This window comes from Sporomusa aerivorans, from assembly GCF_041428895.1.
GTDB lineage: Bacteria > Bacillota > Negativicutes > Sporomusales > Sporomusaceae > Sporomusa > Sporomusa aerivorans.
Genome location: NZ_CP156926.1, coordinates 3,883,190 through 3,899,370, shown reverse-complemented (window position 1 = coordinate 3,899,370; position 16,181 = coordinate 3,883,190). Strand labels below are relative to the sequence as shown.

Sequence of the window (16,181 nt, the reverse complement as noted above, 5' to 3'; positions counted from 1 at the left end):
TAGAACAGTACATTTTTCAAGTAGATAGGTGGTAAGCAATATTGGACTTGTTTACTTTACTGCAAAACCATTTGGGTGCGTTTTTACTGATTTTTGCCCGTATTAGCGGCATCTTTTCAACGGCGCCTATATTTGGCGGCCGGAATGTGCCGTTAATGGCAAAAGCCGGTCTCGCATTAATACTATCTTATATTTTATTGCCAATGATAAGTCAAACCCCTCAATCTATTCCAGAGGCGTTGCTTTCGTATGTGGCGATAGTCATTGGCGAGTTTTTAATCGGTTTAATTATGGGTTTTGCCTGCTCATTTATTTTTCATGGAATACAAATGGCAGGCGCTCTCTTAGATACTCAAATTGGTTTTGGCATGGTCAATGTTTTCGATCCGCAGTTTGGTCAGCAAGTGCCTCTTGTCGGCAATTTCAAATACATTTTAGCAATATTGGTATTCTTAATTAGCAATAGCCATCATCTTTTTTTATCAGCGATGTTTTATAGCTTCAAGAGCATTCCTCTTACCCAGGGCGTATTTCGACCCGGTATGGCCGATATTATCGTTGATATGGTTATTAGTATTTTTATTATAGCCTTTAAAATTAGTTTACCGGTACTGGTATCCCTGTTGCTTACTGATGTAGCTTTAGGTATTTTGGCACGTTCTATGCCGCAAATGAATATTTTTGTTGTAGGTGTGCCGGGCAAAATTATTGTCGGCATTTTTGTACTATCTTTGGCTCTTCCGTTTTATATTGCCTTTCTGGAGGTGGTTTTTAGTGGGATCTTTCACAGTATGTACCGCCTCTTGGAGAGTTTTGCGCCGCGGTAACAATAGTTGCTGTTATAAACTCAACAGTTTTGACCTGCAGTTATTTAACGGTGAAAAAACTGAAGAAGCCACGCCAAAACGTAAATCAGAAGCCAGAAAAAAAGGACAGGTAGCAAAAAGTACCGAAATTAGTGGCGTATTTGTCATCTTAGCTGCATTTTTCACACTCAAGTTATTGGGGACTACTGTATATAATGAATTGTCCAGGTATATGACTGGCATATTTTCTGGGATATTTACGGCAGATATCACTATTCAAACTGTGCAACTATTGTTTTGGAATGTTATTTTAGTAATGTTCAAAACAGTGCTGCCAATTCTTTTGGTAATCATGGTAATATCTGTTTTTGTAAATTTCATGCAAGTTGGTGCTATGTTTTCAACAGAAGTATTAATGCCTAATTTCAGTAAAATTAATCCGATAACCGGTTTTCAGCGCCTGTTTTCCAAACGGTCATTAGTTGAACTGGCGAAAGCTATTTTTAAAGTATGTATTATTGGTTATTTTATATATCGCTTTGCTATTGTGCAAACAGCAGACATTCCCAGACTTATAAGTATGGATTTAACCGACTCACTGCGACTGACAGGTTCATTAATTATTGACTTAGCTTTTAACATAATTGCCGTAATGCTGATATTGGCTGTATTTGATTACTTTTATCAATGGTGGGAACATAATGAAAGCTTAAAAATGTCTAAAGAAGAAGTCAAAGAAGAATTTAAACAAACCGAAGGTAATCCGCAGATTAAAAGCAAAATTAAGGAAAAACAACGGGCTATAGCTATGCGGCGGATGATGCAGGAGATTCCTAAAGCAGATGTTGTGGTGACAAATCCTACTCACTTGGCAATTGCGCTAAAATATGAAAAACGCATGTCTGCCCCGGTGGTCATTGGAAAAGGGCAAGATTTTTTAGCAGAACGTATTAAACAGGTGGCCCGTGAACACAAAGTGGTTGTCGTAGAAAACAAGCCGTTAGCGAGAGCGCTGTATCCAGTAGTTGACATAGGTGATGTTGTTCCCCCTGAGCTCTACCAGGCGGTAGCAGAAGTTCTGGCTTATGTATACCGCTTAAAGAAACGCTTGTCTTAGTAAAAGGAGCGATAAAATAAATGAGTACTCAACAGTCTGCATTGTTTGCAAACATTCAAAAATACAGTGATATTATGATTGCGGTGGCAATTATTACTATAGTTGTCATGATGATCATCCCATTGCCGACAATGCTCCTTGACTTGTTGTTAACATTGAATATTACGCTGGCGCTGATTATTGTGATGGTGGCCATCTATAATATTGAGCCGCTCGATTTCTCGGTATTCCCCTCTTTATTGTTAATTACTACGCTGTTTCGCTTGGCGCTCAATGTATCATCAACCCGTCTTATTTTGCTTGATGGACATGCCGGGGAAGTGATTGCCGCTTTCGGTAATTTCGTAGTTGGCGGCAATGCGGTTGTTGGTTTTATTGTATTTGTTATTTTAATTATTATTCAATTTATTGTAATAACGAAAGGCGCCGAACGTGTGGCCGAAGTAGCCGCCCGCTTTACTTTGGACGCAATGCCGGGTAAGCAAATGAGTATCGATGCTGATTTGAATGCCGGGCTGATTACTGATAAAGAAGCTCGCGACCGTCGTAAAAATATACAGCGCGAAGCTGATTTTTACGGTGCAATGGATGGCGCCAGTAAGTTTGTTAAAGGCGATGCCATCGCTGCTATTATTATTATTGTCATTAATATTGTAGGTGGCTTTTTCATCGGCATGGTGCAGCGGAATATGGATGTTCTGCAAGCTTTACAGGCTTATACCCTGCTTACGGTAGGTGAAGGATTGGTCAACCAGATACCGGCATTGCTTATATCGACTGCTACCGGTATTGTCGTCACGCGGGCAGCTTCAGAAGCTAATCTGGGCAGTGATCTGACCAGCCAGATTATCAATAATCCCCGCGTATTTTTTATTGCTTCCGGAGTCTTAGCTTTATTAGGCTTAATTCCGGGTTTACCGGGTGTTCCGTTTTTCGTCCTTAGCGGTATTACCGGCGGAATTGGCTATGCTCTCATCAGGACCCAGCAGTCGGAAGTACAGATGGAAATGTCACAACAAGAAGAAAAAGAAAAAGAAGAAGTACGCAAACCTGAAAATATTGTTTCTTTGCTCCAGGTTGATCCCATGGAGTTGGAAATTGGCTATAGCTTAATTCCGCTTGTTGACGTCAGTCAAGGCGGTGATTTATTAGACCGCGTGGTTATGATCCGACGGCAATGTGCATTAGAGATGGGACTGATTGTTCCGACGATCCGGATTCGGGATAATATTCAGTTAAAGCCCAATGTTTATGTTATAAAGTTAAAAGGCATTGAAATTGCCAGAGGTGAATTGATGCTTGATCATTTTCTGGCTATGGATTCGGGAGCGGCTTTTGAGTCTGTTCCTGGCATTGAAACAGTGGAACCGGCATTTGGGTTGCCAGCGTTGTGGATTCAGGAGACTTACCGTGAGCAAGCCGAACTTGCCGGCTATACTGTTGTCGATCCGGTTTCGGTTCTGGCGACACATTTAACAGAAATTATTAAGACGCATGCAGCAGAAATTCTGGGTCGCCAGGAAACTCAGACCTTAGTGGATTCAGCTAAACAAAATAATGCTGCAGTTGTCGAAGAATTGACCAATATACTGTCGCTTGGCGAAATTCAAAAAGTACTGGGCAGTTTATTGCGTGAGAAGATTTCTATCAGGGATTTGGTGACAATATTTGAAACGTTGGCTGACTATGCCCAGTTGACCAAAGATACTGAGGTTTTAACCGAGTATGTGCGGCATGCATTGGCGCGCCAGATTTCCCGCCAGTTTGTCAATAACAACGCTTTGACTTGCTTAACTGTCGATCCGCAATTGGAAAATACGATAGTTAATTCAGTACAGCGGACAGAACAAGGCTCTTATGTCGCCTTAGATCCGCAAACAGTACAGAATATAATTAAAAATCTCTCTAACGAACTCCCGAAACTCACTAATATGGGTTATCAGCCGGTCATCCTTACAAGTCCGGGGGCCCGATTGTATTTCCGCAAATTAACTGAGCGGGTTGCACCAAACCTAACCGTATTATCTTATGCTGAGTTGGATCCGAAGATCGAAGTACAAGCTCTAGGGATGGTGAAATTGTAACTTGAAGGTTAAATTATTTACTGCGCGTAATATGCCGGAAGCCATGGCTCAAGTCAAGCAGGACTTGGGGCGAGATGCTGTTATTTTACACACGCGTCATTTTAAAAAAGGCGGGATTCTCGGTTTTTTCGGTAAAGATATGGTGGAAGTAATGGCTGCAATTGATTCAGCCGCTTCCGGAACTGAAAAAAAGAAGCAGTTTATTCCTGCTGCAGCTGTTGTTCAAGCTGAAGATACTAAAATAGCTTCTTTGCAACAAGAAATGTCCAGTATGCGAAAAATTATGGAAGATATGTTGTGTCAGCTTCCAAAAGGCAGAGAACAGTCTTCGGCTTCACCATTGATGGAACTACTGATAAAAAACGATATAGAGCCTGCTATTGCCGAAAAAATTATAAAAGGGTTGCCGGCTAAAGCAAGCTTTGATAGTAAAGGACCGGAGATTACCCGTAAACTTTTGTCTGACCGTATAGATTGCTTTTTCCAAAGGATAGATGGAATAAATATTTCCACAGCCAGGTGCAAAACAGTGGCTTTAATTGGGCCGACTGGGGTAGGTAAGACGACTACCATTGCTAAGCTGGCAGCGAATTTCGCTTTAAAAGAAGGCTATAAAGTGGCATTGATCACGGCAGATACTTATCGTATTGCCGCCGCTGAACAGCTTAAAACATATGGGGATATTATCGGAGTGCCGCTTGAAATTGTATATTCTCCGGAGGAGCTCAAAGCTGCTTTACATCGTCATACCGATAAACACTTAGTTTTGATTGATACTGCAGGCCGAAGTCCAAGCAACCAGTGTCAATTAACAGAACTTCAGGAACTTTTAGCGGTTGACCCTTATATTGAAACACATCTTGTTTTGAGCAGCACTACAAAATACCGGGATGCATTAGAAATTGTTGATAAGTTTTCTGTTTGTTCACCGCAAAAGTTTTTATTTACCAAAGTAGATGAAGCTAGCAATTTGGGGACAATCCTGAATTTGCTGTATCATTTCCCGACTACCCTGTCATATATGACTACCGGGCAAAGCGTACCTGATGATATTGAGCTTGCTAGCTCTACAAAATTGGCAAATTTGATTTTGAGGGATTACTATGAGTGATCAGGCTGAAAAATTACGTCAAATGACATTACAGGCCAAAATCCCCAAAAGTCCAATTATAAAACAAATGCGTAGAAGCCGGGTAATTACCGTTACCAGCGGCAAGGGCGGTGTAGGTAAAACTAATTTTACAGTTAATTTGGCGTTGGCTTTAGCTGCTCTGGATCAGCGGGTTTTGATTATTGACGCCGACTTAGGAATGGCAAATGTTGAAGTTATTCTCGGGTGTTCGGCGCAATACAATATTCTGAATCTGCTAGAAGACGGTTTAAAGATCACAGATGTTGTTGCAGAAGGTCCCCGTGGTATAAAATTTATGGCCGGGGGCTCGGGAATTTATCATTTGGCTAATTTGAGTGAAGCTCACCTTAAACATATTGTGATGCAAATTTCGCTCTTTGATAATTGGGCTGATTTTATCTTAATAGATACTGGGGCTGGGCTCAGCCGCAATGTTCTTAATTTTGTAATGGCTGCCGATGAAGTTATTATTATTACAACACCTGAGCCAACAGCAATCACAGATGCTTATGCCATGATGAAAGCATATAAAGGTCAAAACGGCACAGCACCGCTTCGGCTGGTAGTAAACCGCATTTTGGACCGTGACGAAGGTCAAATGGTCGTTAATAAATTAATGCGCGTCTCCCAGCGGTTTCTCGATTTATCAATAGATAGCCTTGGTTATGTGTATGAAGATCGCAAAATGGTAAAAGCAGTTAAAAATCAAGTTCCTGTGATTTTGTCATCTCCGGAAGCTATTTCTTCACGCAGTATTGAGAGTATTGGTCAGCGATTGCTTTATGGGGAAAATGTTCAGCCGTCCCATGGTATTAAAGGATTTTTCCATAAGTTTTTAGAATATATAACATAGTCCTCAAATGAGGAGGGATTTTTATTAGTACTAAGTCTGAGGATATCTTTAAAATTAATCAAAGAATTGATGTTTTTGTCCCTGGAAGTGATGGCCTTGCGGAGCATTACCACAGCCGTATTGAAGATTTTACTGCTGATACAATGACTATTGCAATGCCGATGAGTAAGGGATACCCTGTTCTCCTGCCGCGTGGAGAAGTGTTTTTCGGACGTACAGTAATCAACATGATGGCGTATGAATTTACCACCAAGCTACTAGCAAAACAAGTCAACCCATTACCGATATGGGTCATTGCCGCTCCTTATAATATAAAAAAAATTCAACAACGATCTTTTGTTAGAATTGATTTGGCTCTGCCTGTACAAATTCGCGAGACGGCAGATGATCAAACAGGTGACCAAGCTGTAATTGATGCTGTGACTAAAGATATAAGCGGCGGTGGTGTGCAAATTGTCACTACGCGCCAATGGGAAATTGGCGATAAATTGCTGGTGACAGTAAATTACCCTGAAATTGGAGTACTCACTCTAAACAGTGAAGTAGTCAGGGTACAACAGCCGCAGCCTGACCGCGTACTATTCTGGGTGGGAGTTAAATTTCTCGATATTAACGAAAAGGACCGCGGTAATATCATTAAACTTATTTTTAAAAAACAGCTTGAGCTGCGTCGCAAAGGTCTGGATTAACTACAGGATATTGGTGGTGAGCTTGTGATAAAAGTACTGGTAGTTGACGATTCTGTTTTTATGCGTAAACTCTTAAGTGATTTGTTTGCTGCCGAAACGGATTTCTCTGTTGTTGATACAGCTCGTAATGGCCAGGAGGCAATTGAGAAGATTAAGCGCCTCAAGCCGGATGTGGTTACTATGGACGTTGAGATGCCGGTTATGGACGGTATTTCGGCGTTAGAGCAAGTTATGAAAGAGTGTCCTACTCCGGTCGTTATGGTTAGCAGTTTAACTCATGCCGGTGCAGTAGCAACCTTGCGGGCGCTTGAACTAGGGGCAATCGATTTTGTTGCGAAAACGGCAGGGCCTATATCCAACATTTCAGGCATACGTACCGAAATTCTGAGCAAATGCCGGGCGGCAGTTAAGGCGAATTTTTCACAGCTTACACGTGCACAAACATCTGGTACAATACCTGTACTGAAAAGACCATATCTGCCAGCCAGCAGCCTGAGTGAGGAACGAATTATTGCCATCGGCACTTCGACCGGCGGTCCCAGGGCTTTACAGGAAATTATCACCAAACTCCCTGGTAGCATTCCCTGTGGTGTTCTTGTTGTACAACATATGCCGCCGGGTTTTACCAAATCTTTGGCGGAACGTTTAAACTCATTATCCTCTGTCACTGTAAAAGAAGCCGAGCACAATGATGTTATTCGTCCGGGTCTTGTTATCATTGCTCCAGGAGATTACCATATGCTGATTGAGCGGGAAGGTGGTAAAGCCGTTGTAAAGCTGAATCAACAACCGCCAATTGGCGGACACAGGCCTGCTGTAGATCCCATGATGGAATCGGTAGCCCGTATTTATGGCGGCAAGACAATAGGCGTGATACTGACCGGTATGGGACATGACGGAGCAAAGGGTATGCAGGCTATTAAGCAGCAAAATGGTTATACCATTGCTGAAGATCAGTCTACGGCTGTTGTGTTCGGAATGCCAAAATCAGCTATCGAATTGGGAGTAATCGACAAAATAGCACCTATTACTGGCATAACTGCTGAAATACTTAAAGCTTTACCAAAATAAATAGAGGATGCAATACGGGAGGGTTGACGAATGGACATTAATCAATATATGGGAATGTTCTTAGAGGAATCGCGTGAGCACTTGCAGACACTCAATAATTGTTTGCTTGATCTTGAAAACGATCCCGGTAGTCTGTCTGTACTTGATGAAATATTTAGAAGTGCTCATACAATAAAAGGCATGTCGGCTACTATGGGGTTTACCACAATTGCTGAATTGACTCACGAGATGGAAAATGTGCTTGATCTTCTTCGCAAAGGCACACTGCATGCTGACGATGCTATTACTGATATCTTATTTAAATGTGTTGATACTTTAGAACAACTAGTAGAAAATGTCGCTTCCAATTCGGATACAACTATTGAAATAAAACCGCTTATTTCCAAACTCACAGCGATCGCAAAAGGCGAATTTGTTCCTTCCGGAGCAAAAGGTCAGCCTGAAACAGCCGTGAAAGAAGCGGAAGCCGAGGTAAGTCCGGTTGAAACAATTAAACTGGATGATACGGAGATTAATGTTGTAAAAGCAGCAAAGAAACAGGGCATCGAATGTTATGAAGTTCATGTAAGATTGCGCACTGGTTGTTTGCTTAAATCCGCCAGAGCATATATGGTTATGAATGCATTAGAAGAGCTTGGTGAGGTTATTAAAAGCATCCCGGCTGTGGAAGAATTGGAAAAAGAAAACTTTGAGTATAGTTTTCAGGTTGTTGTTTTGGCCGATGTTGAATCTGAGAAGGTTGAGGCCACTGTCAGCAGTATTTCTGAAGTTGAGGAAGTCGTCGTAATTCCATCCGCCATGGCTGAAATCAAAGAGAAAGCACCCGAGGCGGCTGCTTCACAGACCGCAGATGCAGTGCCAAAAAAGACAGAAAATAAGCCGGCAACTGAAAAAAGCGAAAAACCGGCTGTTATTGAACACAATAATGCTTCTGCTGTTGACAAGAAACTTAAGAGTGGTCAATCCGTAAGGGTTGATATTGATAAATTGGACAGCCTGCTCAATCTTGTTGGCGAGCTGGTCATTAACAAAACCAGACTGGAGCAAATAGGCTTAACACACCGTCTTACTGAACTTGTTGAAACAATTGAGCAGATGGATCGGGTTACAACTGATTTGCAGGCGGTTGTAATGAAAGTGCGCATGGTACCTGTCGGGCAGGTGTTTAATCGCTTTCCCCGTATGGTGCGTGATTTATCACGCGAGTTAAATAAAGAAGTAAATTTGATAATCCAGGGTGAGGAAACCGAACTTGACCGCACGGTTATTGATGAAATTGGCGATCCGCTTGTGCATCTTTTAAGAAACTCAATTGATCATGGGATTGAACATCCGACCGAGCGTCAGGCAAAAGGAAAAAATCCGATAGGTGAAATAAGACTTATTGCCCGTCATGAAGGCAATAATGTCATTATTATGGTAGAGGACGACGGTAAAGGAATTAATGCTGAAATTATCAAGCAAAAAGCCGTAGAAAAAGGACTGATTACTTCTGCGGAAGCTGATAAGCTGGAAACATCCGAAGCAGTTAGGCTTGTATTTTTACCAGGCTTCTCAACTGCTGAAACTGTAACTGATGTTTCAGGACGCGGCGTTGGTATGGACGCTGTTAAAACTAAAATAGAATCTCTTGGCGGTATGGTAGACGTTGAGACAAAAATTAACGAAGGCAGCAAGTTTAAAATACGACTACCATTAACATTAGCGATTATTCAGGCATTGTTAGTAAAAGTTTGTGAAGAAATATATGCTATACCGCTTGGTACAATTGACAGCACTATTAATATTACTCCTCAGGATATAAAAACAATTCAGAATCAGGAAGTTATTTTGCTTAGAGGCCAGATTATTCCAATAGTACGTTTGGCAAATGTGCTTAATGTTCCGGCTACTTGTAACCATAATCAAGAAGAATTGTTTGTAGTAATTGTTCATATGGGGGAATATCGTGCAGGAATTATTGTAGACACCCTTATTGGGCAGCAGGAGATAGTTATTAAATCAATGGGAAAACTGTTGGCCGGTATTAAGGTTATTGCTGGTGCTACCATCTTGGGCAATGGTCAGGTAGCGCTTATTCTCGATGTTGGCGCATTAAAGCAATAAGTGGGGGGAAAGAGCATGTCTGAACTAACTTATTCCGGAAATGAAATTCAATTGGTTGTATTTAAACTTGGACGTGAAGAATATGGTGTAAGTATTCTCCAAGTCCAGGAAATTAAGCGAATTACAGAAATTACCCGTGTGCCGCATTCTCCTGACTACATAAAGGGTGTAATGAATTTACGCGGCAGTGTGTTACCCGTAATTGACTTAAAGAAGAGGCTCAATCTGCCTCCGCAGGAATATACCGATGACACCCGGATCATTATTATCAAGGTAGAAGATATAACAGTGGGGATGATTGTGGACGCTGTGTCGGAAGTAACTACCGTTGACCAAAATAATATTGAACCGCCGCAAACCGTAGTGGGCGGTATTGCTGCCGATTATTTGAGCGGCGTAGGCAAATTGGAAAATCGACTTTTGATATTACTCAACACAGATGCCATAATTGGTATTGGTCAGGAAATTAAAGCTAGCTAATTTATTAGGTACAGATTTCAAAGGGGTGGCAAATCTTGTCTGAAGATATATTAAAACTATCACCATTGCAGTTAGACGCATTGAGGGAAATAGGTAATGTTGGCGCTGGCAATGCGGCAACTGCGCTATCCCAGATAATCAATAATAAAATTGATATGACCGTGCCGGAAGTATCTATTCTTCCGCTTGGGGAAGTACCTGAAGTGGTTGGCGGCCCGGATGCCATGGTGGCAGGCGTCTACCTTAGAGTTTTTGGTCCAGCGCCTGGCAGCATCCTTTTTCTTCTTCCGCGAGAGAGTGCCTTTTATCTTGTCGACATGTTAATGGGGCGGACTCAAGGGGAAACGCAACTTCTTAACTCTATGGACGAATCAGCGCTGATGGAAATTGGGAACATTTTAGCCGGCGCGTATTTAAACGCTTTATCTCATTTTACCAAATTAACTTTACTGCCTTCTATTCCGGCGCTGGCTATTGACATGGCTGGAGCTATATTAAGTGTTATTTTGATACAGTTGGGACAAATGGGTGATCACGCTTTAGTTATTGAGACCGAGTTTACTACTGATAACGATGGCGTTAAGGGTCACTTCTTCCTTATTCCGGATCCCGGTTCCCTTAATACAATTTTAGCGGCAATCGGGGTGAAGGAATAATGGCTGAGCTAATAAAAGTAGGAATGGCAGACTTCAAAGTTGGACATAATCCTGCCAGCTTAATTAGTTATGGACTAGGCTCTTGCGTTGGTATTGCCTTGTTTGATTCAGTTGCGAAAGTCGGTGGTTTAGCTCATATTATGCTGCCGGACAGCACGCAAGCCCGTGCATCGGATAACCCCGCAAAATTTGCCGACACTGCTCTGCCGTTAATGCTGAATGAGATCATTAAGCTAGGCGGAACAAAATCCCGAATAGTAGCCAAGATAGCTGGTGGCGCGCAAATGTTTACTTTTACCAATGCAACAGATATTATGCGAGTTGGCGAACGCAACGCAGAAGCAGTGCGATTAATCCTTAAAAAACTGGATATCCGTTTGTTGGCTGAAGATACAGGCGGCAATTATGGTCGGACTGTGGAATTAAAGTTAGACAGCGGTACTTTCCGGGTAAAAACTATTGACAAAGGTGAAAAAGAATTGTAAATCGGGGGGCAAGGTTATGGCACTAAAGTTGCGGGTGAGTTTATATATGGCGGTTGCTGCCAGCATCTTGACTTTATTGGTAGGTGCCCTCAACAGTATTACGGAAACTGCTCTTATATATCGTATCGGAGTATCTTCTGCTCTTTTTGCAATTTTGGGATATATATGCGGTCAATTTGCTGAGCGTTTTTTACAGGAAAAACTTGTCGAAATGGAAGCTACGGGTCAGAATATTGATATTGTAAGTAATGATGACCATGGGGATGAGGTACCAGCATCAGAATTTACACCCCTGAATCCTGAGAATTTCGAAAATATAACTTTGACGCAAAAGTAAGGATGGAGGGGTAAGCGCCAATGGCAGGTAATATTGCTGAAGAGAAGGCTGTTAATACACTTAAGCTTTGGCGGGAATACCATAATAACAGGACTATTGAAGCACGGGAAAAACTTATTGAACACTATCTGCAGCTGGTTAAGCTGGTTGCAGGACGTATTGCAGTCAGCCTTCCCCAACATGTTGATAAAGATGACTTGATTAGCAACGGCTTTTTCGGTCTTATGGAATCTATTGAACGTTTTGACCCTGACAGAGGGGTTAAATTTGAAACCTATGCGGTAGTGCGAATCAGGGGAGCAATACTTGATTCGCTGCGTGCCCAAGACTGGATTCCAGCCACTATTCGACAAAAGGCAAAGCAATATGAACAGACGGTTGCTAAACTGGAACATGCACTTGGGCGTTCTGTTAAAGATGAAGAAATTGCAATGGCAATGAAAATTCCGCTTAATGAACTCTATACACTCATCAATCATTTGAATGCCAGCACTCTAATACCTTTAGAGGAGTTTGCCCGAACTGAAACCGCTTCACAACATACGCCAAATCCTTCCCAGCATATTGAAGAACAAGAAGTAAAAGATATGTTAGCAAAAAGTATTGACAAGTTGCCTGAGAAAGAGCGTTTGGTAGTTAGTCTCTATTATTATGAAGGTCTAACCTTAAAAGAAATCAGCATAATAATGAAATTATCTGAAGCACGTATTTCACAACTTCATACCAAAGCTGTTTTTCGGTTGCGCGGTGCTCTGTCGAGATTAAAGTCAAGTTTTGTCTAGAAACTTTGTCATACCGATAGTTTATTGCTATTAATGGGGGAAGACGTATGAGTGAGAATGAGCGCTTGCTAGAGCAAACAAATGATAAAATTGATTCACTGGACGGATATTTTACTATTACCACAGAAGAAGACGGTGTCTTTTTGGCGGTTTTTCCGCCTCAAGAAAAAGGGCAAGCTGTCAGGGGGCCGCAAATACTTGAGGCTTTGTCAGAGCGTGGTATAAATAAAGTGGATAATGCTTTGCTTACCAGGATTGTTAAAGAAGCACTAGGCTCGCCAGTTAAACTTGCGGACGGAATTGTTGAAGTAGAGCCGGAAATTCAAGTCCTGGTTTCCCGTGATAGAATGGAAGCCACACTACAGGTGGATAAGCCCCAAGGCTGCCGGCCCGTTACTATTGATGAAATTATGGACAAAATAAAGAGTGCCGGCATTATCTACGGCATCGATAACACCGCAATTGAGAAAGCGAATACCAGACCCGGCAGTACCGTTGTATGTGCCCAGGGATTGCGGCCAATAGATGGAATTACCGCCCAAATCACTTATTTTATCGATTTGGAAAACCAAGGACGGCCGGCAGAACTGGAAGACGGACGGGTTGACTATAAAAATCTTAATATGTTTATCACAGTGCAAAAAGATGCACTCCTGGCGGAGAAGGTTCCGGCTACAGCCGGTACGCCCGGAACTGATATTCTTGGTAATGAGGTTCTGGCAAAACCAGGGAAGGATATAATGCTGCCGACAGGTAAAAACGTCTATGCTGTTGATGGTCTGAAAATTCATGCTGCTCTGGCCGGACAACTGGTTTTAGCAAATAAAAAGATCAGTGTAATACCGTTGATTGAGGTTAAAGGTGATGTTGATTTATCTACCGGCAACATTGAATTTATCGGCAGTGTAGTTGTTAAAGGCTCAGTCCAGACAGGTTTTACGGTGAAAGCGGAAGGCAGTGTGGAAATCGCGGGTAATGTCAGCGGCGGAATCATAGAGGGAAAAAATGTGATCGTGCGCATGGGCATTCAAGGTATGAACCGCGGCTACATACATGCGGCCGAAAATGTAGTTGCAAAATATATTGAAAATGCAACCGTGTATGCAGGTAAAGATGTTATTGTCAGTGATGTTATTCTTCATAGCAGGGTTAGTGCCGCCAAGCGGGTTATTGTTGAAGAAAAACGCGGACTGATTGTAGGCGGGCAAATATCTGCCGGTGAAGAGATCCGGGCAAAGACAATAGGTACTATTTCTGCTACGAACACCGATATTGAAGTTGGGGTAAATCCTAAATTACGGGAAGAATACCAGGCTTTAAGGAAAGAGATTAAAAAAGTAGAGATTAATCTTGATCAAACACAAAAAGCTCTTACAATATTGCGGGGGATGGATCAGGCGACATTGCCTCCTGATAAGCGGGAGATGCTCCTAAAACTGACTAAGGCTCAATTTCATTTGATTGGTCAGATAGAGAATATGCGGAACCGGCTTACTGAAATAGAGATAGCTTTAGAAGAGATGCGCAATGGGCATGTTAAAGTATCCGATACAGTTCATCCCGGGGTGAAATTAGTTATTGGAACCCTTGTCAGACCGATCCGGGATTCTGTTAAATTTGCAAACTTCTATGCTGAAGACGGGGAAATAAAAACAGGCTCTTATAAATAGCAGGAAAAAATACCAACAATCGTTAACTCCTGATTGGATGGTGATGTAGATGACTATCAGACCTATTGACATGCAGGTTCTTATTCCCAAAGCAACAGAAGTCGGAAAACAGCAAAATACTTTAGCTCAGCAAAATACGGTGCAGCAACAGCAACTTGCCGAACAAATGCAAAAAACAGCAGAGATGCGGCAACAGCAGGTTCAGGGAGCAAATAAGGGTGAAGGTGGCAAAGTTAAGCGTGATGAAACCAAGGATAAACGGAATAATTATCGACGCGGCAACTATGAAACCAGTTCCAGTCTAAGCGATTCACCAAATCAAGAAAACCCGGAAGACGCAGCGGTAACCCAGGATCCGATACTTGGACATGTAGTTGATATAAAAACCTAGATTTGCAGGGGTGATATTTTGTTTACGGGTGTTATTCTGTCACTTTCAGCTATCTTAATTATTGTTCTTTTGTTTGTATTTAAAAAAGAAATGATTATTAAAATGTTTACTTTGAATATTTCGGCTCCGGCCAGCGAGTTTACCGAACAGCTCGAACAGACGGCTGACAGTATTATCCGCCGACTCGAAGACGAGACAGCACATCTTGAATTGTTACTTGAAGAAGCGGAAACAAAGATTGGCATGCTTAGCCGGCAGGTGGAGCATGCCAATGACCTTATTAACAAGCTTGCCGATTTGGAGGAAAGACGACTTGTATTTGAGCAGATTGAGCCTGCGTTGCCTGAAGACAAAGAGGATACCATTCCCGTTATGGAAACGCAACGGGAAAGTGAAGTGATTAATCATACTGCTGAGTTAGCCAATGAGTCCGATATAATTGATCATGATGAAACCGATAGGGTAACTCCGGAAAAACACCGTCTTATTATGGCAATGGCCGATCAAGGCTATAACGTTACCGAGATCGCAAAAGCAACTGGAATGGGGAAAGGTGAGATTATACTGCTTCTGCAATTGAATAAGAAGTAGGAATGGCGACATACTAAAAAGTGAAAAAATAGAATTTGTTACGAATTTGACTTGTTATCGTCAGCAAGTTATGCTATACTACTTTTCGGTGTTATTATTACACACGCAAATCTAATTTTGTCGCTGTGCCATAACTGGTGAAGACAAAAAATGCGGATTGCGGCGGAAAAAAACAGGAGGTGTATTTATGTCAGTTATTTCAATGAAACAACTTTTGGAAGCTGGTGTACATTTCGGTCATCAGACCAGAAGGTGGAACCCCAAAATGGCCCCGTACATATTTACGGAGCGGAACGGTATCTATATTATTGATCTGCAGAAAACGGTTAAGAAGGTAGAAGAGGCATATAATTTCGTACGTGATTTATCTGCCCAGGGCCGTACACTGTTGTTTGTAGGTACTAAAAAGCAAGCTCAGGAAGCTGTAAAAGAAGAAGCTATCAGATGTGATATGTTTTATGTCAATGAAAGATGGCTCGGCGGTATGCTGACTAACTTCCAGACTATTCAAAGACGCATCAATAGATTGCGTGAACTTGAAGATATGGAAGCCAAAGGCATGTTCGAGGTTCTACCCAAAAAAGAAGTAATCACATTACGCCATGAAATGGAAAGGCTGCAAAAATTCCTTGGCGGTATTAAAAATATGCATAAATTGCCGGGCGCGCTTTTCATCATTGATCCGCGCAAAGAGCGTATTGCAGTAGCAGAAGCACGCAACTTAGGAATTCCTATTGTCGGTATCGTTGATACCAATTGTGATCCTGATGAAATTGATTATGTTATTCCCGGTAACGATGACGCAATTCGTGCTGTTAAGTTACTCACCGCAAAAGTTGCCGATGCTGTTCTGGAAGGCCGTCAAGGCGAGCAGATGGCAGAGTAAACTATTATTTGCAAAATAAAGGTAAGGGGCTCTTGCCCTCTTACC

17 protein-coding genes are annotated in these 16,181 nt (G+C 42.0%); all 17 read left to right on the top strand.

The window, feature by feature from the left end:
• The first annotated feature begins 41 nt into the window (after positions 1-41).
• The 17 genes from fliR (at position 42) to rpsB (ending at position 16,136) form a co-directional block, all read left to right on the top strand.
• The gene (gene fliR / locus SATMO3_RS18680; protein ID WP_371371247.1) at positions 42-827 is read left to right on the top strand and encodes a flagellar biosynthetic protein FliR; all 786 of its coding nucleotides are present in this window, start codon (positions 42-44) and stop codon (positions 825-827) included.
• Positions 814-1,923 (top strand): flagellar biosynthesis protein FlhB, encoded by a 1,110-nt coding sequence (gene flhB, locus SATMO3_RS18675; RefSeq protein WP_371381750.1) that lies wholly within the window; start codon positions 814-816, stop codon positions 1,921-1,923. Before fliR ends, flhB begins: the two co-directional genes overlap by 14 nt.
• Before the next feature lie 20 nt (positions 1,924-1,943).
• Positions 1,944-4,007, top strand: a complete 2,064-nt coding sequence (gene flhA, locus SATMO3_RS18670) for a flagellar biosynthesis protein FlhA (protein WP_371371246.1) — start codon at positions 1,944-1,946, stop codon at positions 4,005-4,007.
• 1 nt (position 4,008) lies between these two features.
• Positions 4,009-5,118: a flagellar biosynthesis protein FlhF gene (gene flhF / locus SATMO3_RS18665; RefSeq protein WP_371371245.1), complete on the top strand. Its 1,110-nt coding sequence runs from the start codon at positions 4,009-4,011 to the stop codon at positions 5,116-5,118.
• Complete coding sequence (locus tag SATMO3_RS18660) at positions 5,111-5,992, top strand: MinD/ParA family protein (RefSeq protein ID WP_371371244.1); 882 nt, start codon at positions 5,111-5,113, stop codon at positions 5,990-5,992. Before flhF ends, SATMO3_RS18660 begins: the two co-directional genes overlap by 8 nt.
• 17 nt (positions 5,993-6,009) lie before the next feature.
• Positions 6,010-6,681, top strand: coding sequence for a flagellar brake protein (locus tag SATMO3_RS18655; RefSeq protein ID WP_371381749.1), 672 nt, complete (start codon positions 6,010-6,012; stop codon positions 6,679-6,681).
• A 24-nt stretch (positions 6,682-6,705) separates the two neighbouring features.
• Positions 6,706-7,752: a chemotaxis response regulator protein-glutamate methylesterase gene (locus SATMO3_RS18650; RefSeq protein ID WP_371371243.1), complete on the top strand. Its 1,047-nt coding sequence runs from the start codon at positions 6,706-6,708 to the stop codon at positions 7,750-7,752.
• A 30-nt stretch (positions 7,753-7,782) separates the two neighbouring features.
• Positions 7,783-9,858 carry a chemotaxis protein CheW gene (locus tag SATMO3_RS18645; RefSeq protein WP_371371242.1) on the top strand — a complete coding sequence of 692 codons (2,076 nt, stop codon included), beginning with the start codon at positions 7,783-7,785 and terminating at the stop codon, positions 9,856-9,858.
• A 15-nt stretch (positions 9,859-9,873) separates the two neighbouring features.
• Positions 9,874-10,338, top strand: a complete 465-nt coding sequence (locus SATMO3_RS18640) for a chemotaxis protein CheW (RefSeq protein WP_371371241.1) — start codon at positions 9,874-9,876, stop codon at positions 10,336-10,338.
• Positions 10,339-10,373: 35 nt separating this feature from the next.
• Positions 10,374-10,994, top strand: coding sequence for a chemotaxis protein CheC (locus SATMO3_RS18635; protein WP_371371240.1), 621 nt, complete (start codon positions 10,374-10,376; stop codon positions 10,992-10,994).
• On the top strand, positions 10,994-11,479 hold the full coding sequence (locus tag SATMO3_RS18630; protein ID WP_371371239.1) for a chemotaxis protein CheD: 486 nt from the start codon (positions 10,994-10,996) through the stop codon (positions 11,477-11,479). The genes SATMO3_RS18635 and SATMO3_RS18630 overlap by 1 nt, the downstream gene beginning before the upstream one ends.
• A gap of 16 nt (positions 11,480-11,495) precedes the next feature.
• Positions 11,496-11,816: a hypothetical protein gene (locus SATMO3_RS18625; protein ID WP_371371238.1), complete on the top strand. Its 321-nt coding sequence runs from the start codon at positions 11,496-11,498 to the stop codon at positions 11,814-11,816.
• 20 nt (positions 11,817-11,836) lie between these two features.
• Positions 11,837-12,598 carry a FliA/WhiG family RNA polymerase sigma factor gene (locus SATMO3_RS18620; RefSeq protein ID WP_371371237.1) on the top strand — a complete coding sequence of 254 codons (762 nt, stop codon included), beginning with the start codon at positions 11,837-11,839 and terminating at the stop codon, positions 12,596-12,598.
• A 47-nt stretch (positions 12,599-12,645) separates the two neighbouring features.
• The gene (locus tag SATMO3_RS18615; protein ID WP_371371236.1) at positions 12,646-14,268 is read left to right on the top strand and encodes a DUF342 domain-containing protein; all 1,623 of its coding nucleotides are present in this window, start codon (positions 12,646-12,648) and stop codon (positions 14,266-14,268) included.
• Between the two features lie 49 nt (positions 14,269-14,317).
• Entirely contained in the window at positions 14,318-14,659 is a 342-nt protein-coding gene (locus SATMO3_RS18610) for a hypothetical protein (RefSeq protein WP_371371235.1), read from the top strand.
• Between the two features lie 18 nt (positions 14,660-14,677).
• Positions 14,678-15,250, top strand: coding sequence for a DUF6115 domain-containing protein (locus SATMO3_RS18605; RefSeq protein ID WP_371371234.1), 573 nt, complete (start codon positions 14,678-14,680; stop codon positions 15,248-15,250).
• A 187-nt stretch (positions 15,251-15,437) separates the two neighbouring features.
• Complete coding sequence (gene rpsB, locus SATMO3_RS18600; RefSeq protein WP_371371233.1) at positions 15,438-16,136, top strand: 30S ribosomal protein S2; 699 nt, start codon at positions 15,438-15,440, stop codon at positions 16,134-16,136.
• Positions 16,137-16,181: the final 45 nt, after the last annotated feature.